The organism is Dolichospermum sp. UHCC 0352, assembly GCF_009711925.1.
GTDB lineage: Bacteria > Cyanobacteriota > Cyanobacteriia > Cyanobacteriales > Nostocaceae > Dolichospermum > Dolichospermum lemmermannii.
Window position 1 is genome coordinate 1 of record NZ_VIKY01000232.1, and the last position, 21,814, is coordinate 21,814.

Annotated in this window: 21 protein-coding genes and 1 pseudogene; 12 read left to right on the plus strand and 10 right to left on the minus strand. The window is 38.5% G+C overall.

Annotated elements, in window-relative coordinates; genetic code table 11:
• Positions 1-565, plus strand: a 565-nt coding sequence (locus FJR06_RS16515; protein WP_305791095.1) for a bluetail domain-containing putative surface protein, incomplete at its 5' end; no start/stop codon positions are given.
• 646 nt (positions 566-1,211) lie between these two features.
• Here the strand turns inward: FJR06_RS16515 and fabG are convergent.
• Together fabG and FJR06_RS16525 are read right to left on the minus strand one after the other, a co-directional pair.
• A complete protein-coding gene (fabG, locus tag FJR06_RS16520; protein ID WP_015079664.1) occupies positions 1,212-1,952 on the minus strand; it encodes a 3-oxoacyl-[acyl-carrier-protein] reductase in 741 nt (246 codons plus the stop codon).
• A 93-nt stretch (positions 1,953-2,045) separates the two neighbouring features.
• Positions 2,046-2,939, minus strand: coding sequence for a zinc ribbon domain-containing protein (locus tag FJR06_RS16525; protein ID WP_168651832.1), 894 nt, complete (start codon positions 2,937-2,939; stop codon positions 2,046-2,048).
• 14 nt (positions 2,940-2,953) lie between these two features.
• On the opposite strand from FJR06_RS16525, the gene FJR06_RS16530 reads away from it, so the two are divergent.
• Complete coding sequence (locus FJR06_RS16530; RefSeq protein WP_162471194.1) at positions 2,954-3,133, plus strand: hypothetical protein; 180 nt, start codon at positions 2,954-2,956, stop codon at positions 3,131-3,133.
• Here the strand turns inward: FJR06_RS16530 and FJR06_RS16535 are convergent.
• The 3 genes from FJR06_RS16535 to trpS form a co-directional block, all read right to left on the minus strand.
• The gene (locus tag FJR06_RS16535) at positions 3,073-4,779 is read right to left on the minus strand and encodes a serine/threonine-protein kinase (protein WP_168651833.1); all 1,707 of its coding nucleotides are present in this window, start codon (positions 4,777-4,779) and stop codon (positions 3,073-3,075) included. The two genes, FJR06_RS16530 and FJR06_RS16535, sit on opposite strands and share 61 nt — an antisense overlap.
• A 192-nt stretch (positions 4,780-4,971) precedes the next feature.
• Positions 4,972-5,886, minus strand: coding sequence for a methylenetetrahydrofolate reductase (locus FJR06_RS16540; RefSeq protein WP_168651834.1), 915 nt, complete (start codon positions 5,884-5,886; stop codon positions 4,972-4,974).
• Between the two features lie 59 nt (positions 5,887-5,945).
• On the minus strand, positions 5,946-6,953 hold the full coding sequence (gene trpS, locus FJR06_RS16545) for a tryptophan--tRNA ligase (RefSeq protein ID WP_015079660.1): 1,008 nt from the start codon (positions 6,951-6,953) through the stop codon (positions 5,946-5,948).
• Positions 6,954-7,130: 177 nt separating this feature from the next.
• Here trpS and FJR06_RS16550 point away from each other — a divergent pair, with 177 nt between their 5' ends.
• The 5 genes from FJR06_RS16550 to FJR06_RS16570 all read left to right on the plus strand — a co-directional run bounded on the left by FJR06_RS16550 (position 7,131) and on the right by FJR06_RS16570 (position 11,668).
• The gene (locus tag FJR06_RS16550; protein ID WP_015079659.1) at positions 7,131-7,379 is read left to right on the plus strand and encodes a type II toxin-antitoxin system Phd/YefM family antitoxin; all 249 of its coding nucleotides are present in this window, start codon (positions 7,131-7,133) and stop codon (positions 7,377-7,379) included.
• Positions 7,380-7,539: 160 nt separating this feature from the next.
• Positions 7,540-9,117: a B12-binding domain-containing radical SAM protein gene (locus tag FJR06_RS16555; RefSeq protein WP_015079658.1), complete on the plus strand. Its 1,578-nt coding sequence runs from the start codon at positions 7,540-7,542 to the stop codon at positions 9,115-9,117.
• A gap of 72 nt (positions 9,118-9,189) precedes the next feature.
• On the plus strand, positions 9,190-9,417 hold the full coding sequence (locus FJR06_RS16560) for a hypothetical protein (protein ID WP_168651844.1): 228 nt from the start codon (positions 9,190-9,192) through the stop codon (positions 9,415-9,417).
• A gap of 253 nt (positions 9,418-9,670) precedes the next feature.
• Positions 9,671-10,129: a phosphate-starvation-inducible PsiE family protein gene (locus tag FJR06_RS16565; protein WP_015079656.1), complete on the plus strand. Its 459-nt coding sequence runs from the start codon at positions 9,671-9,673 to the stop codon at positions 10,127-10,129.
• 189 nt (positions 10,130-10,318) lie between these two features.
• The gene (locus FJR06_RS16570; RefSeq protein ID WP_168651835.1) at positions 10,319-11,668 is read left to right on the plus strand and encodes a PrsW family glutamic-type intramembrane protease; all 1,350 of its coding nucleotides are present in this window, start codon (positions 10,319-10,321) and stop codon (positions 11,666-11,668) included.
• Between the two features lie 37 nt (positions 11,669-11,705).
• Here the strand turns inward: FJR06_RS16570 and FJR06_RS16575 are convergent, their stop codons facing one another.
• Together FJR06_RS16575 and FJR06_RS16580 are read right to left on the minus strand one after the other, a co-directional pair.
• The gene (locus FJR06_RS16575; protein ID WP_015079654.1) at positions 11,706-12,338 is read right to left on the minus strand and encodes a hypothetical protein; all 633 of its coding nucleotides are present in this window, start codon (positions 12,336-12,338) and stop codon (positions 11,706-11,708) included.
• Between the two features lie 138 nt (positions 12,339-12,476).
• Complete coding sequence (locus tag FJR06_RS16580) at positions 12,477-14,096, minus strand: CHAT domain-containing protein (RefSeq protein WP_015079653.1); 1,620 nt, start codon at positions 14,094-14,096, stop codon at positions 12,477-12,479.
• 112 nt (positions 14,097-14,208) lie between these two features.
• Between FJR06_RS16580 and FJR06_RS16585 the strand changes: the two genes are divergently transcribed.
• The gene (locus tag FJR06_RS16585; protein WP_168651836.1) at positions 14,209-14,352 is read left to right on the plus strand and encodes a hypothetical protein; all 144 of its coding nucleotides are present in this window, start codon (positions 14,209-14,211) and stop codon (positions 14,350-14,352) included.
• On the opposite strand, the gene FJR06_RS16590 is transcribed toward FJR06_RS16585, so the two are convergent.
• Together FJR06_RS16590 and FJR06_RS16595 are read right to left on the minus strand one after the other, a co-directional pair.
• Positions 14,326-16,491 carry a PP2C family serine/threonine-protein phosphatase gene (locus FJR06_RS16590; protein ID WP_168651837.1) on the minus strand — a complete coding sequence of 722 codons (2,166 nt, stop codon included), beginning with the start codon at positions 16,489-16,491 and terminating at the stop codon, positions 14,326-14,328. The genes FJR06_RS16585 and FJR06_RS16590 overlap by 27 nt on opposite strands.
• 350 nt (positions 16,492-16,841) lie before the next feature.
• Positions 16,842-17,198, minus strand: coding sequence for an NAD(P)H-quinone oxidoreductase subunit M (locus tag FJR06_RS16595; RefSeq protein WP_041457849.1), 357 nt, complete (start codon positions 17,196-17,198; stop codon positions 16,842-16,844).
• Between the two features lie 736 nt (positions 17,199-17,934).
• Here FJR06_RS16595 and FJR06_RS16600 point away from each other — a divergent pair.
• Entirely contained in the window at positions 17,935-18,216 is a 282-nt protein-coding gene (locus tag FJR06_RS16600; protein ID WP_168633443.1) for an Npun_R1517 family heterocyst differentiation transcriptional regulator, read from the plus strand.
• A gap of 265 nt (positions 18,217-18,481) precedes the next feature.
• On the opposite strand, the gene FJR06_RS16605 is transcribed toward FJR06_RS16600, so the two are convergent.
• Positions 18,482-19,177 (minus strand): response regulator transcription factor, encoded by a 696-nt coding sequence (locus FJR06_RS16605; protein WP_015079647.1) that lies wholly within the window; start codon positions 19,175-19,177, stop codon positions 18,482-18,484.
• A gap of 221 nt (positions 19,178-19,398) precedes the next feature.
• Between FJR06_RS16605 and cobA the strand changes: the two are divergent.
• The 3 genes and pseudogenes from cobA to coaE form a co-directional block, all read left to right on the plus strand.
• A pseudogene (cobA, locus tag FJR06_RS24950) lies at positions 19,399-20,118 on the plus strand (uroporphyrinogen-III C-methyltransferase); the annotation flags it as partial.
• 72 nt (positions 20,119-20,190) lie between these two features.
• Entirely contained in the window at positions 20,191-20,997 is an 807-nt protein-coding gene (locus tag FJR06_RS24955; protein ID WP_174783494.1) for a uroporphyrinogen-III synthase, read from the plus strand.
• Between the two features lie 159 nt (positions 20,998-21,156).
• Positions 21,157-21,765 carry a dephospho-CoA kinase gene (coaE, locus tag FJR06_RS16620; RefSeq protein WP_168651838.1) on the plus strand — a complete coding sequence of 203 codons (609 nt, stop codon included), beginning with the start codon at positions 21,157-21,159 and terminating at the stop codon, positions 21,763-21,765.
• The last annotated feature ends 49 nt before the right edge of the window (positions 21,766-21,814 follow it).

The following is a 21,814-nucleotide window of genomic DNA, read 5'->3' on the forward strand; positions in this document are numbered from 1 at the left end:
GAATTGGGTTTCTTCTGAAGGAAATTGGGGATTGAATTCGGCAGAAGCTTTAACTCAGGAGACTATTTTCGGCATAGATGCTAATAGTGATGGTGTGATTGGTAATCCCTCTAGTCTGACTTTGACAGGTACTAGTGGTAATGATTTCCTCGTTGGTGGTGCAAATAATGATATTCTCACTGGTGGGGGTGGTAAAGATACTCTAACGGGTGGTTTAGGAAGTGACAAATTTGTTTACCAAAATCTTACTGATTCTCTCTTAGCTAACTTTGATGTGATTACTGACTTCAACGCCACCACAGGTAATGATTTATTCCGTGTTTCTACCGCACGAGCCGGATTTGTAGATGTGGGAGCAGTTAATACTTTAGATGCTGCTGGTATGGGGGCAAAATTAACAGCGGCAGCCTTTGGGTCAAATTTTGCGGCTCAATTCAGCTTTGGACAAAAAACCTTTGTGGCTATTAATGATGCAAACGCAGGATTTAATGCGGCTAATGATGCCATTATTGAAGTTACAGGATTAACAGGAATTCTGGGACTCAATAACTTTACAACTGTCTGAGTTCGGGTAAGTACAGTGGTGTCAACTTAGGCTAGGGATACTTCGGCAAGTGTTACAGTGAGCTGGCGATGCCCTGAGCTTGTCGAAGGGTCGAACTGCTCAGTACAAGTAGCTTATTTGTTTGGCTGCAACATTTCCGCCCGGAACTTAAGTTCCGGGCTAATAGCTAAAGTGCGTTAAAACGCACTCTGATTAACTCAAAATCAAAAATTATCCTATTTATGCCAAAGTAGTGGGTTTTAAACTACTTTAGCTTTTAGGCAGGGAATAAATTCCCTGGCTGGCTTGAAGGGACATCAATTTACGTTAAGTTGACACCAATGATCACTGCTCATTGGTGTCGACTTAACGCAAAATCTTCATCCCGCAAGGAACTCAAGTTCCTTGCTAATAGCGAAAGTCATCTAAAAGATGACTAAATACTAGGAAAATTCATTAGTCCGTTTTAACGGACTTGAGCTATGAGACAGGGAATTTATTCCCTGGCGGGTGTGGAAGCCAAACAAATAAGCCATCTGTAACCTAAGTTGACACCAATGATCACTGCTAAACCCCTACTACTACAAATCCAAGTTTTTTGTAATTTTGCAAAAGTCCATGTCCCAACCATATTTAGTATAACAATTGACCACTGACCACTGATAAATTACATCACCATCCCGCCATCAACGTTAAATACTTGCCCTGTGATGTAAGCTGCGGCCGGATCTGATGCTAAAAAGCGCACCATGCCGGCAATTTCTTCTGGTTTACCAAAACGCCCCAGGGGGATATATTGCAGGATGCCGTCAGCTTTAATATCACTAGTCATGTCGGTGGTAATGAAACCGGGGGCAACGGCATTGACAGTGATGCCACGGGAAGAAAGTTCCTTGGCAACGGTTTTGGTAAAGCCAATTACTCCAGCTTTGGCTGCGCTGTAGTTGGCTTGTCCAGGGTTGCCCATTTGTCCGGCGACGGAAGCGATGTTAATAATTCGCCCCGAACGTTGTTTAAGCATAATTTTACTGACTACTTTTGTACATAGAAATACACCAGTTAAGTTAAGGTCTATGACTGCTTGCCATTCTTCTAATTTCATTCTTAATAGCAGGGTGTCACGGGTAATACCTGCATTGTTGACCAAGATATCCACGCGCTGGAATTTTTCTAAGGTGGTTTTAATGAGTGTATCTACTTGATTTTCTTGAGAAACATCTGCTTGGAGGGCAATGGCTTCTCCTCCTGCTGCTGTGATTTCTGCTACTACTTCATCTGCTGCGGTGCTAGAACTAGCGTAGTTAACAACTACTTTTGCGCCTTGGGATGCTAGTTGGATAGCGATCGCTCTGCCAATTCCTCTTGATGCACCTGTGACAATTGCAACCTGATCTTTTAATAAACTCACTTGATTTTCCTCAATCTGTGGAGATACCTCGCTAATTATAATTATAATATCTGGCGGTAAGTGGGAAACTCAGGGGCTTTAGCCCTGAGAGTGTCAATAATTACCTTCAGGTGTGGGTGTTTCCGTCGGAATTGGTTCTGCCGTTGGGGTTTGTGAGGGCGTTTCTGTGGGTTCAGGTTCTGGTGGATTTTCTGCTGTTACAGTCAGTTGATAATCTACCGGTTCTGAGGCTGTGGAAACAACAACAAATTCATAAAATCCTTTTTCTGATAATGTTGCAGATATCGTCCGTTTTTGAGAATCTTCTAGCAGTGGGTTTTTCCCAGAAGGAGAATAAATTGATAATAAAACTTTTGAATTTGCTTCTAGCTTAACTTCCATATTTTGATCTTTGGCTAGTCCAGCAATAAAAACTTTACCTCTTCCTGGTTGCAAACTTCCATTCACTGTTTTCCCGGTAGCACCTTCAGGAAAGACGATTTTTTCAAATATGCTTTTATCAAGAATAGCGTTAAATTGATCATTGACAAATGCGTACCAAACTTGTCCAATGGGTTGTTTAATAAAACTTTTACCCTTTTGTTCAGGAAATTCATGTAAAAAAGCTGCATCACCTAAATCATATAAAGACCGACTACCAACGTTGATTTTATTAATTTTAAATTGCCAGATTGCGCGTTCATTCCCAGTATAATTGCCCAGTTGACGGCGAGAGTCAGAGGTGATTGCAGATAGCTGTACTTGGGGAGAGAATTCTTTTAAAACACAAGCTTCTCGAAAGCGGTTAATATCTTCTGCTAAATAAGTTTTGCCAAATCCTCCTTGGCCAATTTGTCGAATAATAACATAGCGATCGCCTAAAGTTTGCCCTGGTTGAATCCCCTGATTTCCAGATGTTGGTACATTAGCAATTTTGTCTCCACATTGGAGACAAAACCTACTACCAGACGGATTTTGATGCCCTTGAGAACAATAAATATTAGTCATTGGTCAGTTGTCAGTTGTTAGTAGGGGCGAAGCATTTGCAAGATAAATTATCGGTCATTGCCAAAAATAGTTCTCCAAATGCTTCGCCCGTACAGTTGTCAGTTGTCAGTTCTGAAAAATTACCCATTACCTATTACTTATTCTCTACTTTATCAGATGCGATCGCATACCAAATTTGCAGAAAAGTTTTTTGATTTAGTTTCCCACGTTCTTGACCAGGAAACAATGGTTCAAATGTCTGATATGTATCTGCGCGTAAATCCTGGAAAGATTTATACTTACCCAATCTTCCAGCTTTAGCAAGTTGTTCCCAGCGTTGAGAATCTTGTTGACTATAACTACCGATTTTCTTTCTAGCAGTTTCACTTAAATTAGCCTTTTCTATATGATTTAACAACTGATCTGCAACATGATTCCATTGTTCCCGCAAAGCAGCATCTGCCGATTTCTCAGTTAACTGACGTTTATTTAATTCTGGTTTTTGGGTATAGAAAACTTCATTAACTGTATTATTAAAAAAATTCGCAGAAATTTCTAGCTTTTGCACACGACTGGAAATTTGCTGAATACTGCGTTTACCATTATTCCCATTTCCAGAATTATTAATAGATGGAATTTGAGGAACTTCAATTTGAGGAACTGTAATTGATGTTATCCCCTTAACTGCAAAATTTCCTAAAGCGAATACACCAGCGCCTGTTAACAAGATTCCCGTAGTCATAATAAAGCTAACAGTAAAAGGCCGCAACCATATTGGCATCGGTATTTTCTGGACAAATAATGTCGTTTTGTTGTGGACACCACTATGAAGAGTCCGAGCGCGTTTTATACCTGGTGCTACCACCTCTGTTTTTAACTTAGTAATATAAGGATGGGGATTATTGGTAGGAGTTTGCATAATCTGTGGTGTAGATGAAAGAGATGGTAAAGGTAAATCTTTAATAACTTGTTCGGCTTTTTGATAGCGATCGCTCGGTTTATATGCCAACATCTTTTTGAAGACAGCCTCTAATTTGGGGCTAACCTTAATTTCCTTACCCCAAAACCAAACGCCATTATAGCTATCATAAAGTAAATTTGGTTCTTTCCCCGTGATCAATACTAAAGCCGTCACTGCTAGAGAATAAAAATCACTGCTTTTATAGACTTTTCCCTGAAGTAACTGTTCTTCAGGTGCGTATCCCTTTTTACCTAATAAAGTTGCATTTACAGCCAATTGTGTCCGCCAAAAACCCTGATCAGCTGGTAACTGTTTGACACCACCAAAATCAATCAACACAGGTAAATTATCACTTTGGCGTAAAATCAAATTATCCGGGGAAATGTCGCGGTGAACTATATCTAGAGAATGAATATAAGTCAAAATTGGGAGAATATTGTGCAGTAAATTAATAACCTCTTCTTCACTAAAAGACTTTCCCTGACTTTGACGCTGTGTAAATAATTGGTCATAATTATCACCCTCAATATAATCTTGCACCAAAAAGAAAAAATCCTTAGTCCCAATTTTTGCCTGAAAAGAAGCGTGAAAACGTGGAATTTGGGGATGTTGGATTTTTTTCAGGACATTTGCTTCTCGTTCAAACAGTTCCTTTGCTTTTTCTAACTCCTGCGGTTTGACAATATTGGGGGCAAATTCCTTTAAAACGCAGGTTTTACGAGATTTTTGCCGATCAATCGCTAAATAACTGCGGCCAAAACCACCTTGTCCCAATATTCGCGCAATTTCATAACGATTATCAATAACTTGTCCCACACTCAAAGGTAATGCTTCACCGCAATGAGTACAAAAACGATGACTACCATTATTTATGTGTTGTTGACTGCAATATATTTGCATGGTATTGGAGGATAAATGGGAAGTTATCAATGACTACAAAAGGAGAAAGCTAATTTACGTTTTCATCAATGTTTTGCGTTCTCAATGTTTGGACAAAACTGAATTTGCTGGTTTTCAAAACTGTAAGCTGTTACGCAGCTAAATTTGATCATCCTAATTTAGTAGGGGTAATTCATGAATTACCCCTATAGGCTAACTAACCTTTTCGACCCCCGCTAAATCCAAAATCGGTGCAATCAAATCTTCCCGCTTTACCGCCATCAAATGCACACCCTGACACAATCCTCGCGCAATCTGCACTTGTTCGGCGGCAATTTTCATTCCTTCTTCGAGAGGATGTTTCGCTTTTGCTAACCTCTCAATAATGTGTTCAGGAATATTCACACCGGGAACGGCTTTATTAATAAACTGGGCATTCTTTGCCGATTTCAACAGAAAAATTCCCGCCAGAATTGGTTTATTGTAACCTACAGCAATTTTATCCATGAACTTTTCTAATGTTTCAAAATCAGTAATTAATTGACTTTGAAAAAATTGCGCCCCGGCTACTATCTTCTTTTCAAACCGACTTTGTAAACCTGACCAACTTTGAGATTGAGGATCTACTGCTGCACCGGCAAATAAATCTAATGCGCCATCAGTGAGAGGTTTCTCATTAAAATCAAAGCCCTGATTCATGTTTCTAATTAACTGCAATAACCGCACAGCTTCTAAATCAAAAACGGCTTTTGCTTGAGGATGATCTCCTGCTTTTACAGGGTCGCCAGTTAAAGCTAAAATGTTGCGGATACCCAAAGCATGAGCACCCATTAAATCCGCTTGTAATCCAATTCTATTCCGATCGCGGCAAGCAAATTGACAAATCGGCTCAATCCCATTTTGCAATAAAATTACCGAGGCTACCAACGAAGACATCCGCATTACGGCACGGCTACCATCAGTAATATTGACAGCATGAACCCTTCCCTTAAGAGTCGCCGCCATTGCAAGCATCTGGACTGGATCTCCTCCCTTGGGAGGTGCAACTTCGGCGGTAATTAAAAATTCACCTGCAAGGGCGGCTTTACGGAAGTTATTAAAAGCACTAAAGCTATGGGTATCCGGCATAACATTATAATTTTGGTTTGCTAATAAGGTAAAACATCAGACACCTAAAAGCTTAAACCTTAAAGAGGAACAGTGAAACCCAAAGCAGCTTTAACATCTGCTAAAGTTTGATTAGCGATCGCTCTGGCTTTCTCGCCACCATCTCGCAACACTGACTCCAAATAGCCTTTATCCGCCATTACCTCCTGATATTTAGTTTGAATTGGCTGTAAAGCACAAATCGCCGTTTCTGTCAATAAAGGTTTGAATTGTCCCCAACCCATATCTGCACATTCAACCGCTACCTCTTCCTTGGTTTTTCCAGCCAGTAGGGTATACAGAGTTAATAAATTATGGCATTCTGGGCGTTCTGAATCATCAAAGGTTAAACCCCTCACTAAATCAGTTTTACAGCGTTTAATCTTCTTATTAATCTCCTCTGGTGAGTCTAAAATATTAATTCGGCTTAACTCTGAAGGATCGGATTTTGACATTTTCCGGGTTCCATCTGTCAAACTCATCACCCTTGCACCTTCCTTTCTAATTAAAGGATCTGGTAATTTTAATACAGGTGCTTTTTTCGCAAATTGGTGATTAAACCTATTGACGATATCTCGCGTTAGTTCTAAATGTTGCTTTTGATCTTCGCCTACTGGCACTTTATCAGCTTGATAAAGGAGAATATCCGCCGCCATGAGTACGGGATAATCTAACAAACCAACACCGACATTTTCCCCTTGTTTAACGGCTTTTTCCTTAAACTGGATCATATCTTGCAACCAGTTCAGGGGGGTAATGCAATTTAGCAACCAAGTCAGTTCACTGTGTGCGGAAACGTGGGACTGAACAAAGATGTGAGAATGCTGTAAATCAATGCCACAGGCTAAATATAATGCAGCAATATTGTAAGTATCAGCCGCTAAAGTGGCGGGATTATGCGGTACAGTGATGGCGTGTAAATCTACCACACAAAAGAAATTTTCATACTGGTCTTGAATTTCTACCCAGTTGCGAATCGCACCTAAATAGTTACCTAAGTGTAAGTTACCAGTTGGTTGAACTCCCGACAAAACGCGCTGCTTACCCATAATTATCAGTGTAACGAGAACTTGCTCAATTTTATAGACCCTAACCGTCAAGTCAAACCCCTGAAAACCGTCCTAAGTAGATTAGGAGAGGTTTGTTAGAAAATATGATCAAACATTTTCTCATCATCTTCTACAATTAATAATTAGGTGTATTAACAACTAGGAAATTATTTAGTTATGCCCCCACTTAACATTGATGTAAATCAATCCAATATCAGTATTAAAGAGTTGTTATCTCTAGTGCTTGCAGGCAAAGAAATTGTTTTAACTGATGGTAGCATCCCCCAAGCACGTTTGATATCAATGTCTTCCGAAAAAATTTCAAGTTCTCAATCTCGCACAGCAGGATTACATTCTGGAGTTATTTGGACAAGTGAAGATTTTGATGAGCCACTACCTGAAGATTTCTGGACTGGAAATATATGAATTTACTGCCATTGAAGTGCCTCTTTGTTACTCTGTTTTGTTGCTTAAATATAAAACTAAAAGAATCTGTACCTCCAGAGAGATAAAAACCAACTGACCTAACTTTTATACTTCAGACTAAATAGGTTTTGATCAAAAACAACTCAGGGAAATATACTTAATGAAAGCTTTATTAATCTGGCCGATAATGCCTAATTCATTCTGGTCTTATCAGGAAACCATTGATTTAGCTGGGTTACGTGCTACGAATCCCCCATTAGGTTTAATCACTGTTGCAGCGATGTTACCGAGTGATTGGGAATTCAGATTGAGCGATCGCAATGTCCGTCTAGAAACAGATGCAGATTGGGAATGGTGCGATATAGTCATCATCTCGGCAATGATTATCCAAAAACAGGATTTTGGCGACTTAATTAGAAAAGGCAAAAAGTTAGGTAAAAAAGTCGCAGTGGGGGGACCATTTGCCACATCTGTACCAGAATTTGTCCTCGAAGCAGGCGCAGATTATTTAATTTTAGATGAAGGGGAAATCACTCTTCCCATGTTTGTAGAAGCTTTAGAAAAGGGAGAAGAAAAGGGGATTTTCCGCGCCACAGAAAAACCAGATGTCACCACAACTCCCTCACCTCGGTTTGATTTATTAGATTTAGATGCTTATATAGCAATGACGGTGCAATTTTCCCGTGGTTGTCCATTCCAATGTGAATTTTGCGATATTATTACCCTTTTTGGCCGCAAACCCCGCACAAAAACACCTGAGCAAATTCTGGCGGAATTAGAAGTTTTATATAAGATGGGTTGGTGGCGTTATGTGTTTATTGTTGATGATAACTTTATTGGCAATAAACGCAATGCTAAAGTCTTTTTAAGGGCATTAATTCCCTGGATGGAAGAACGTAATTATCCTTTTGCTTTATTAACAGAAGCTTCTTTGAATTTAGCTGAAGATGATGAGTTACTAGAATTAATGGTAAAAGCTGGTTTTGTCCAGGTATTCATGGGAATTGAAACCCCTGATGTAGACAGTTTAGTAGGAATTAATAAACCACAAAATACTCGTAGTTCCTTAGTTGAATCTTGCCATAAAATTACCAAAGCCGGATTACAAATTATGTCTGGTTTTATCTTAGGATTTGATGGGGAAAAACCAGGCGCAGGTAAACGGATTCAAGAGTTTGTGGAAGCAACTTGTATTCCCCAAGCTCATCTTAACTTATTGCAAGCATTACCGAATACAGCTATGTGGACTCGCTTGCAAAAAGAAGGACGGTTAAGGGATGGTTTGGGTGAATTTTTTGGTTCTCAAAAAGCCTTAATGAATTTTGTTCCCACTCGGCCAATGTCGGAAATTGCGGAGGAGTTTATTGATGCTTTTTGGAATTTGTATGAACCTATGCCATACCTGAAACGGACTTTTCGCCATTTTATGATGATGGAAGGTTGGCGAGCTAAATATCAACGGACTTTAACAAAACCAGAGTTTCAATTTTTAATGTCTATTTGTTGGCGACAGGGAATGCTCCGTTCTACACGGTTTGTTTTTTGGCAGCAATTAATAACAATGGCACGGCAGAAACCTCATCTATTATATGATTATTTAATTGCTTTGGGTACAGGTGAACATTTTTTCAAGTTCCGTCATGAGGTAAAGGCAGAAATAGAAGCAGAATTAGCAGAATTCCAGCAGCATGAACGGGAGCAAGAAGCCATAAATTTACAGTTAGAACCTGTGAGTTAAGTAGCTCCTTAATACCCAGATCCCCGACTTCTTTAAGAAGTCGGGGATCTATTCTGCGAGGGTCATGGTAAAATTAATTTTCCCGCTAAAATTACAAAAGTTATTTCCCCCGCTACTGTCTTTGTCCCTATGCACTGGGGTAGGCTATGGGTAGATGATGCGGAAGCTAACACTCTTACCTATTCAGAAGCTTTTCATAATTCCGTTCAAGCAGGATTAACAGCCTATGCTGTGCCATTATTACCAATTTCTGTAGAATCTACTTTTAAAAATTATCAATTTCAGTCCTCTCAATGGTAAGATATTAACTGTATTCATAAATTAGAAATGCACAAACAATTTAACCTATAGTTAATCATCAATAGTTATGATTATTTTTTTAGCTATCTAAATTGTTAAAGCATGATCATGATTATTTTTAAAGGAATTTTCTTAAACTGCAAAGTTTGTGAAAAGAGAAAATATATTATGCTTTTTTATCCTTGAGATTTATCTACAGGATTTTTGTTTTATCTTCGTAATTTCCAAATTAATTTTAATCAAGGAGGATCAAATGAGAAAATTCATTAAAAGCTTTCTAGAACTTACCAGTGATAAAAGCTTCATGCACATGATTGAAGTTATTGAGGTAATAGTTGCAAAATTACTATCTCTACTTATGGTAATAGTAATTCTTGCAACACTTGGTGATTTAGCAATATTTATTTTTAAGGAAATACTTTCTCCACAAGAAGGTAGTTTTAGCAAGACATTGTTTCAAACTTTCGGTTTATTTCTCAATGTTTTAATTGCTTTAGAAATACTAGAAAATATCACTGGCTATCTGAAAAAGCAAGTTTTACAAGTTGAACTAGTTATTGTTACTTCTTTAATTGCTATTGCCAGAAAAATTATTATTCTTGACGTGAAAGTTACTGAAGGTATCGAAATTATCGGTTTAGGTATTGCGATTCTTTCTTTATCAATTAGTTATTTGATAATTCGGAGTAGTAATTCTCAAAAAGGGAATTAAATGCGGATTATTGCTATTAATCTATTATTTTTTTCAATTTTGTATTTTGAATGGGAGTAATGGTTAGAGAAGCTATGGTATATTCAGAGGTGGTGCGGCCGTGAATATGGCGAAAATTAACTCTACTAGCAGAAAATTTGATCGCGTGGCATCAGCCAGAGAATTTGTTTAGACACACTCAGTAACTCGATGACAGGCAAAAACGCAACACAGAATGCATTTCTGCGGTTGGTGTCCAGTAAGGTCGAAGTTTCCGAGTCAGCATCTCGCTACTCGTTGCTTCCTGGTAAAGAAATGGTAATTGGACGTGACCCCATCTGCCAAATTGTCTTGGATGCCATGATATACCGGATGGTATCTCGTCGTCATGCGGTAGTTCGTCCCCTTTCTTTAGTGACCAATAGCGGTTGTAGCTGGGTAATTTGTGATTTAAATAGCGCCAATGGCACTTTTTTAAATGGAGAACACTTAAAAGGATGTCAAGAATTACATTTAGGCGATCGCATTTCCCTTGGCGCTGATGGACCACAATTTATTTTTGAGTATGAAGTTATTGCTCAAAAAACGATAATTAATGTGAGTAAAGCGACAGTATTATCATCTATCAATAACCAAAGTCTGTCATCAAAGCAGGATTCTGTAAGCTTCACACAATTGTTTCCTATTATCTCTACTGGTAAGGATTTAACTCGCAAAGCCTACCTGATCCCAGGAATCCTCACGGTAGTTTTTGTGGTGTTAATGTTTGCTAGTGTGGGTCATCCTCAAGCCAATCAAGTAATTGTCGGATCTTATATCGCTTTCGCGGCTTACTACTTTGTTTATCAATTATGTGGTAAGTCTAAGCCTTGGTGGGTACTCATAGCTGCGGCACTGAGTACAATGTTAATTTTGCTGAGTCCTCTATTAGATTTATTCATCAAAGTATTCCGAGATATCTTACCGGGGACTTTAGATACGACATCTCCAGATGGTATTACCTTCACCGAATTATTCGTACGGATGTTTTTTGGGGCGGGGTTAATGGAGGAGTTGCTGAAAATACTACCAGTATTAGGGGCATATTGGATTGGAAATTCCTTACCTTCACCTTGGCGAGAACGGATTGGGGTTTGGGAACCCTTAGATGGCATTCTCCTGGGTACAGCTTCCGCTGTGGGCTTTACTTTACTAGAAACCCTTGGTCAATATGTCCCCTTAATTTCTCAAAATTCTGGTCAATCAGTGGGTTTACAGTTACTTATTCCCCGCATTTTAGGTTCTGTGGCTGGACACATGGCCTACAGTGGATACTTAGGCTATTTTGTTGGTTTGGCTGTGTTAAAACCCCTGAAAGGAAAGCAAATTCTCTCTGTGGGTTATTTGAGTGCTTCTGCACTTCACGCTTTATGGAATGCCACAGGTTCGATTAATGCTTTTTTCTTAGTGGTAGTTGGTGTTTTGTCCTATGCTTTTCTCATGGCAGCCATTCTCAAAGCCAGAGTATTATCACCAACAAGATCAAAAAACTTTGCAACCCGGTTTCTCGACCCAAAATAGCAGATAGCAGGGACAGGGAACAGAGTTAAAACTAAGTTTAAGAATCAGATTTTGAGAGATGTTGGAGGGCATAATCAGCGATCGCTAAAGTAATTTTTGCTTGTTCTATTTCTGATAAATTTGCCCAATCTCGATGTTCAAAATCTCTAATTATAGATGTCAATGTTTGTGGTTCACTACTTCGCATTGCATAAGCAAAAGGACGAGCTAAAACTAACAGATCATCCATTTCCCAACTGGGTAGTAAAGCCTGGACACATTCCACTAATTTCTCACTAGCTGATTTTTCAAGAATAGAAACTTCAGCAGCTTTTTGAGCAATTGCCGTGAGTAAAACTTCAGGCATAACCGAAAAAGCATTTTGCAAAGCTGACCGAAGATAATTAACTGTATTTTTACTAATGTTGTTATTTTCAATAACAGAAACTTGATCCCAAATTATATCTAAGTTTTGGTAAAAATTATCGGCGCTGGTGATTAGTTCTGCGTCGGTGAAATCCTGCAAACCAAATTGTAGTTCTAGATGCTGAAAATAAGCTTCTGACGATTCATCAGCCAAATTCCAGGGATAAGTAGCATCTTCAGGTTCTAGTAGTGCTTCTATAAATTCTAAATCCAGATTCGATGGGACAATATTCACAATATTTAAATCCTTAGGTTGGTTTTTCATGTTCTTTTCTCTATTAATTCATTGTTCTTGTTGACAGCTACAACCTGAAGAATTGGATTTCCGTAAAGTCATGGAAATAAACATCATCTCAATAAATTTTAATCCAGCAGGTTGCAGGTAAATCAAATTCAACGGTTTTCAATCCTGACTCTTACTGCATTCTTCTGTGATAAATTCCCAAATGTCACCTTGAGAACTGCCAAACATTAACTGCATTCCCGATGTTAAAGCCACTTCTTCCCGCAGAATTTGTTGCCAACCATTGGGGCTTAAATACCAGGTAGTCCCATAGGTAGAGAAATCCTGTAGGTAATAAGTAATCATTGATGTAGTTTCATTGAGAGTATGCCGACATAAAATTTCCGCGTGCCGTTTAGAAATGTAAAGTTCGGGGATCACAATATCATTATCTTTCGTGCGACCGATGCGGGTAACACCGGGACGTAATAACCAAGTTTTCTCCCCTGGTGACAGTGATGGCTTTGCCCGCCCTAGGCATCGCAAATAAGCTGTATTCACCGGGGTAGCTATGCCAGAAATTGCCGGCTCTGGTAGTTCTGTAACTCCTTCATCTACGCCTTTAATCAGTTCTCCATCAAAATCAGGATGGAGGTAGAGAACTGGTAAAGTCCAAGCTGGTTGATTGAATTTATACAGTGTCAACAGTTCTTGTCTAGCTGCTGCTACCGCCTCATCAATTAATTTACGCGATCGCAAATTAGCAGCAAAAGTTTGAATAAAACTATAACTTTCTGCATCAGCAATTTGATCACGCATTCCTAACACCGCTGGCACACCATGACGAATTAACACTTCTACCAAACTACTAGCAGGGATAGCTTGGTGATTAGTTGCTGCTGGTTGCGCTCCCCAACAGGCGTTAAAAACTCCCAATTTTATCCCTGTCCGCGTTAAGACTTGAGCTAATTCTATCCCATTAATTTTGAGTTCATTTCCTAAAAATAATGAGCCTCCATCTGGATCTGGTAGTCCATGCCCGGCATAAAAAAACACATTATAAACTTTAGTTTCTAACTCTTGAATTAACTCTGTTTTCGTCGGTTGTACCAATGTCTTTACTGTACAAGGTGCATAGCCAGCGGCAGTTTTGCCCACAGGACGACCTGCTAACAAGATTTTTTTCAGTAAAGATGCTTCCTGATCTAGTTGTAATTTATGATCATGTCCTAATACCAACAGAATATTTACAGCCCGGTCGGTTCGCAATTCTGGCAGAGGTTCAACTTCACGGATGGTGCGACTAAATAAAATATCCTGGGAAAGAGACATGGCTGATTGTCCGGCTTCTGGCTGCATAATTTCCCAAGGTAAGGCAATCAGATCAGGATCACGAATTTCTAACCGAAAGCGTAATTGAGTCTGTTGACCCATGGCCATCCCCCGACTCCGTTCCCAACTACTCAAAATCGCTCCATCAAATATCCATCGCCATAAATTGATGCCCAAGGATTGCATCAAACGACTACTATAGGGACTTGTATTTTGACCTTCAGCAGGTGAAATTACAGCTAAGGGTAAGCCATTAACTAATGGAGATGTTGAACCGGACGTAACATCTAATAGATTATGACCAGCAAACATTTGCTGCCAATCTCGCCAAACCTGATTAAGTTCAGCGGAGAAAACACAATCACGGAGAACATAACCACTGGGATATGGTGCTTGGACTACCCAAATGGCGAAGTGATCTGTGCCAGTATTCACTAGACGGGCGATCGCTATACTCGCCGAAGGCATTGCCAAATTCGGGCTGGACATGGATTGGTAGAAACTAAACGTTCAAAACACAGATACAGATATTCTAGACAGAAGTAGCGAATTTAGTCATTAGTTAGTTGTCAGTTGTTAGTTGTCAGTAGGGGCGAAGCATTTGCAAGATAAATTATCGGTCATTGCCAAAAATAGTTCTCCAAATGCTTCGCCCGTACAGTTGTTAGTTGTTAGTGGGAAAATTTATACCTGTCACCTATTGACAAGGACTAGGTTGATTTGATTGTAAAATAGAAATACCCTTCCCTAGATCTTGCAGTTCGGAAAAGTTAACTTGGACTATTTGAGAAGTTTCTAAGGCAGGATTGGATTTTTCACAGAGGCGCAAACGCACTTCTGGATTATTTTCATTATTAGGATTAGTTTTTTTCTCTATAACTTGGAAAAAACTTTCAGCGGAAAAAGGTTGGTTATTTAAAGTTATGGAACTATTAGCTTGAATCACCCAATTAGGAGAGAGATTATCTAAAGTTCTTTGTATAGTCGAAGGTGGAGGCTGACTGGAAAAAGGAGTCGGAGAAGAAATTATTATTGTTGGTGATTTGAATTGAAGTTTAAACCAATATCCCAATAAACCAGATAATAACGTTAATCCCAAAATAACAAACAACTGTAATGGTATTTGGGGAAGTTTGATAGTTTTATTTTCGGAAATAACTTGAGTTTTTTGATTATTAATAAAACTCTCACCATTGTTTGGATCATCTGATGAATATAATTCTGTGTCAGCTAAAAGATGAGAAATATCCGCTGTAATTCTTATATCTGGTTCAGAGTATTTGACATTGTAATGTACTAAAGCAATAGTAACATTATCATGTCCATTTTTAGTATTAGCAATTTCTATTAATCTTTGGGAAACATTTTCTATACTTGTTTTCCCAGAAAGGAGAGGCAATATTTCTGTTTCCCAAGATTCTTCTACTCGGTCAAAATCGCTCAAACCATCGGATGTGAGTAAAAAAACAGCATCTTCGTCAATAATAAAGCGTTGAGAGGTAGGATGTAGTGAGGTACTTTTACTCATTCCCAAAGCCTGAACTAAGGAGCCAGAACCACTGTGTTGTAATGCTTCCCGGTAGAGAGCATAGCCCAAACGGACTTCACGGGACGCGACATCATCATCTAAAGTAACTTGATGACAACTATGGCGGGTAATCCAGTAGGCACGACTATCACCAACATGGGTAATATATATCTCATGGGCGATAGGTAAAGCCATGACAATAGTTGTTCCCATGCGTTGTCGTCCTTGACGATGTTCGCTATCATTACGCTGGCTGATTTTATCATTAGCGGTTGCCACTGCTCTTTCTAAATCAGAAAGTAGCATGGAAGGATCTATGTTGTCGTCAGCAACTGAAGTAAGTTCTTTTATTTGTTGCTGAATGGTTTCAATTGCTAGGTTAGAAGCCACATTACCGCCCTCATGTCCACCAATACCATCACAAACAACTGCTAGGGCGTTATGCTGGGGTGGTTTAGTGATTAAAGTATCATTGGGGGGATAACAAGCATCCTCGTTGCGTGGTCGGCTGGGGCCTGAGTCTGTTTTAGTATAGATTGTGATAGTGGTTGTTTGAGATTTTTCTAATTGGCTCAATCCTTGATCTAAAACTTTGATTAATTGCTCAGATGAGTTAATTTCCCCCTGAATTAGAAATTCACATACTTGTTGAATAAATGGGGCAATATTTGGTTTGGCATTTTTGAGTATTTTCAGCCAAAATTCTCCCAATTGGGATAATGTCGGGGGGGTTTCTCCATCAAAACGCAATTCCAGTAAGCGAATTAGTACCCCTTCTACCCTTAATAGATAAGAGTCTAGAAGGCTAGATGCTACTCCTTCAATGCCTAGGGGCTGCCATAAATTAGCTAATTGCCACAGCCAATGAATTTGGCGGATTGATGAAGCTGCACTCCAAACAGTATCTAAACTACTACATAGATTTGCTTGAGTGATGGTTGCATCAGTTATTAATGGTGGTCTTTCTAATAGTAATATTTCTGTTTTACTCTGCCCGTTACCTAAATTGAGAATTCCATAAACTTGTGGTATGTGGAGACGATAGGGAATTAATTTCAGATAAGGTCTAATTTTTCCTAAATCATCTAACTCTGGTATTTGGGGCAATAACCCAGGTTTGATATCTAAAAGTATGAATTTATTAATAACTAAATAGCGATTGCTCCCATCGTCTAAAATAGATCCGGGATCACCAAAGTTGAGATCATTGCCCACAGCCCACAAATAACGCTTAGGCAAAGGAGTGGAACACTGCTGGCAAAATTTGTGGGTGAGGGGATTAGCAGATTGACAATATTCATTTGGGCAGCAGAGCGTTACCGCATCATTTTCCATAGTTTTCCCACCGATCAACAATTGGCATTTTTTTCCAGAGTATTTCGTGTCATTAGTTGCTACCGCGCATATTTTTGGCAACCCACAGGCTCATCATAACTTTTATTGTTATGGGAATATGTAGCAATAGCAGAACTAATTCTCCACCTGTCATTAAAACTTGACATAGCTGGCGAATATAATTCGCCAAGGCTAGTAGTCTGTCAATCCAAAAATGACGGGTAAAGAAAGGCAAGCAGGGGGAGAAGAGGGGCAGGGGGAGTAGGGGAGGGAAAAACAAACAGAAGTTTTTTCCGATCATTACCCGTCAAAATAAATTTGACGAACTACTAGGTAGATATGTATTCCGGTTATTGATTATTACTTACGGCAATTTGGGGTAATCCCATACTGTAGTTAGTAACCCGACTGGAGAGATTATAGCTAATTTCGCCTTTTTGAAGAAGCGATCGCAAATAATGCTCTAAGTCTGAACCAATACGGCGTAAGTTATAATCTGTTAGATCCGCGCCACTAGACGCTTCTACCAATTGATCAAACTGGCGATAAACTTTTTGCAGAGCATCTTCGTTCCAGTTAAATTCGTTATCTGGATCAATATCTAGTGTCAAAACTTGATTACTCGGAATCAGTTCATCTTTGTCCATTTCCGCCGCAAAAATGCGAACATGGCGGGTTGTGGACTTGAGCAGCATCAGGTTATCCATAAATTTGGGTGTAAGAATTTAGCTGAATTGCACTGCAATCATTTTAACTGCTATGTTTGAGCTTACAGCAAAAATGACGGCGAAAGTCTAAAATTAGGACAGATGGGCGCAGTCAGAAGCAGGACTGGTGTTTGGGCTGTGATTTTAAGTTCGGATCTCATTTACCCGGAATGTGCCATATTCTTCTAAATTGATTCCGTCTCATGTATGTAATAATTCACAAAAAATTTTCTGATTTTTTGACTGATTCTGATTTTTTCTGATGTAAATGTACTCATCTTGTAGTGACTTCACTAGATTTTCTTCCAGTTAGTCAATTTTCCTACAGTTATAAATTGCATTTATCAAAGGAGCATCTTCAGTACAAATGCTTAATTATTCTCATCCGAGAAAAGTAAAAAAAATAATATTTCTTGACGTTTTTAACAAGTTGATGTAAAAACCTTTAACAAGGTCTAATCAGTTCTTTACAAAAACTTCATGGTATGACATCTCAGAAATTGAATAATAGTTTATGGCTCGGATATGCCATAAATAGGAAAGAAACACCAAAAAATAGTAGAATCTAACTAAAAAAAACAGGGGGAGTAAAATAAGATGCCAGTTTTATGGATGAGAAAAAATTCTGATCTTCAAAAACTTTGGATTCACAAAAGTACAAAGAAAGTATAAGAAATTTTTCTGAAGATTTAGAACCCTACCCGGATGACCACTAACTAAAGGAATCCTCAAAACTATGAACTCTAAAGCATTACCACGCCAAATAAATAATCCAGAAGTAGGTGTTTATGAGTGTGAAATTCACCTCAAATTCCGCCTGATTGAGGAAAAGAGTCTATTAGGTGATCGTGAGCAACTGTTACAAGTATTACTAGAGGCTTTAACTGAAGGATCTGATGATTTTTTAGAAACCTTACAAGCATCTGTAAAAGCTCAGGAGATTTCGGAGTTTAAAGCCTCCCCACAAATGCGTCGCCAAATGATGCGTTTACGCAATTTAGCTGATACTATTCAATAGTTATTGGTGTAATTTTTGATAGTGACCAGTCTAATTCAGATTTTTCAATATTGAGTTGGAAAAGTTAACCTTTACCTGTTTTTCTTAATCATGAGTTCGCTTGTAAACGTAAAATTACGTCTACAATATTTGCGTCTCAATGCTGGCAAGCTAGGAAAATTACAAGTAAAAATGTCTGACATTGTGTTACTATCTCGGCAGCAAAATTATCCAGGTGCACTTTACCATTTTTTTACCAAGTAACTCTCATCATAAGTAGAGCAGTTTACTTTGCTAGACCATGTTCCAAAGCAAAACGAACCAACTCTGTGCGGCTATTAGTACCAGTTTTACTAAATAGACGACTCACATATTTTTCGACATTGCGGACGCTGGTTTCCAAGCGCCGGGCAATTTCTTTATTCATTAATCCTTCTGCTACCAAATTTAAAACACTTTGCTCTCTAGGAGTCAAATCTATTTTAAACGGGGCTGGCGTTTGGGATATGGCACTCCGATGAGTTAATAGTATTCTAATTTGAGCGATTTGATTAGCCAAATCGGCAAGATTTGGAGTTTCGCTGTTTTCCCCGGTTGAGGGAGTTTGGGCGCTGCGACGCGCTAGTAAGTTTTCAACTATGGCGACTAATTCATCAGGATCGAATGGTTTGGGTAAATACGCATCAACACCTGCATGATAGCCTTGAATGCGATCGCCTGTCATCCCTTTAGCAGTTAAAAATACCACTGGTAGAGCCTGAAAACGGGGGTCATCCCGCATTTGCTTGAGGAACTGATAGCCATCTACCTGGGGCATCATAATATCAGAAATGACCAAATCAGCGGTGTTTGCTTGCATCCAGTCCCAACCTTCACGGGCATTACTGACAGTTTGAACCCTAAAACCGCTTTCTTGTAAGTATTCTTTGACGGCTTCCCGCAATCCCGGTTCGTCATCTACCAGTAACAATTGTGCTGACATTGAAAATTCCTATTAGGTGTACCTTAATCTAATCTAGCGAAATTTGGTGAGTATTGACTACTAGGGCAGAGGAAATCCATTAATTCATCCGTCTTTATCTGCGTTTATCTGCGTTTATCTGCGGTCAATAATTCTTAAAATCTGATTCTATTCTCATCCTAAATTGGTATTATATATCGCATCAAAACCCAATGGTAAATTATTAAAAGTCAACAATAAATATGATTAAAGAAATAGGTAAGGTGTATCTTGTTGGTGCAGGTCCTGGAGATGTAGAATACTTAACCGTTAAAGCCTATCGGCTGTTAGCATCTGCTCAGGTATTGGTTTATGATGCTTTAGTTGATAGTCAATTATTAGATTGTGTTCCTGTTGATTGCCTAAAAATAGATGTTGGTAAACGTGGAGGTAAACCCAGCACTTCCCAAAATGAAATCAACGATTTATTAGTAAAACATTGTTTAGAAAACAAACAAGTTATTAGACTAAAATCGGGAGATCCTTTGATATTTGGACGCTGTATTTTAGAAATTACAGCTTTAAAAAATGCAGGTTGTGAATTTGAAATCATTCCGGGAATTTCTTCCGCATTAGCAGCACCATTATTAGCCGGAATTCCGCTTACAGATAACGTTCTTAGTCGTTGTTTTGCAGTTTGTACAGCCCATGAACCAGAAACTTTAAACTGGGAAGCATTAGCAAGTTTAGAAACCTTAGTAATTTTGATGGGAGGAAAAAATTTACCAGAAATAATCCATCAACTGATAAAATATAGAAAACCTCATTCTACGCCGATTGCTATTATCCGTTGGGCTGGAACACCTAGTCAAGAAGTCTGGACAGGAGAACTGGGAAATATTCTCGAACAAACCGTCGGCTTATCTCTCTCTCCCGCAGTTATAGTCATTGGTGAAGTTGTGCGATTACGCGATGATTACCTATAATATGAAAAATCTCTTCTTTGCGTCTTTGCTCCTTTGCAACTTTGCGCGAAACCAAAAATTATTAAGTGAATGTCAACCGTGAATTACAATCTTTCTCCTTTAACTGAGAAAACCATTTTAGTTACCCGTTCTGTGGGACAATCGCATCAATTTAGCGATCGCTTAACCTCCGCAGGTGCTAATGTGATAGAAATGCCAGCTTTAGAAATTGGACCCCCTAGCAGTTGGGACGCTTTAGATCAGGCAATTTCACATTTATCAACTTTTAATTGGCTAATTCTTACTTCTAGTAATGGTGTAGAATACTTTTTTGAGAGATTAGAAAAATCCGGTGAAGATAAAAATGCTTTAGCTGCTGTGAAAATTGCCGTTGTTGGGGAAAAAACAGCCCAAAGTTTACAAAAACAAAATATTCTAGCTGACTTTATTCCTCCTAACTTTGTTGCTGATTCCTTAGTTGAAAACTTTCCCGAATCACTAACAGGTAAAAAGATATTATTTCCCAGAGTTGAAAGTGGTGGAAGAGAAGTATTAGTAAAGGAATTAACAGCCAAAGGTGCAGAAGTAATTGAAGTTCCCGCTTATGAATCTTGCTGTCCTCAAGGTATCCCTCCTGCGGCTGAATATGCTTTAGTTAATAATACTGTAGATATTATTACCTTTGCCAGTTCTAAAACAGTCCTATTTTTCTCGCAATTAACAGCACATATATTTACCTACAATCCTGAAAATTTAGCCAGAGTTTGCATAGCTTCCATTGGTCCCCAAACTTCAAAAACCTGTCAAACTGTATTTGGGAGAGTAGATATTGAAGCAGAAGAATATACCTTAGAAGGTTTAACAAATGCCATAATTAAATGGACAAATCATAGCTGAATTTTCTAATGACTAATACCAACCTTATGTGAGGTGGCACAGAATCATGAAATCCATTAATTCATCCCTCTTTATCTGCGTTTATTTGCGTTTATCTGCGTTCAATAAATCTTAAAATCTGATTCTATGAAGATTCATCTTAATTTAGTATTATAACCAATGACTAAAAACTTAATTGGTTTAACTGGTGGAATTGCGACAGGTAAAAGTACAGTTGCTAATTATTTAGCGACAACTTACAATTTACCGATTTTAGATGCAGATATTTATGCGAGAGACGCGGTATCTGTCGGTTCTCCTATTTTGTCACAAATTGCTGAAAAATATGGTAGAGAAATCATATTAAATGATGGTAATTTAAATAGAGCCAAATTAGGAGAAATTATTTTTCATCAACCGGAAGAACGTTGTTGGGTAGAGGGAGTAATTCATCCTTATGTGAGAAATTGTTTCGCTAAAGCTATTAACGAATCATCTGCAAATACTTTAATTTTAGTGATTCCCTTATTATTTGAAGCTAATTTAGAAAATCTAGTTAATCAAATTTGGGTTGTATCTTGTTCTCCACAACAGCAAGAACAGCGATTAATAGAACGCAATAATTTAACACCGGAACAAGCAGCAGCGAGAATTAATAGTCAATTACCTATTGCGGAAAAAATCCCTCGTGCTGATGTAGTTTTAGATAATTCTGGTAATTTAGAATCACTTTTACAACAGATAGATAAAGTTTTATTGCAAGATTCAACACTTTTGGAAATAAAATAGGAGTAATAAATTTGAGATCATTGCTGTTTTATACAATTCAAGGTAAAGT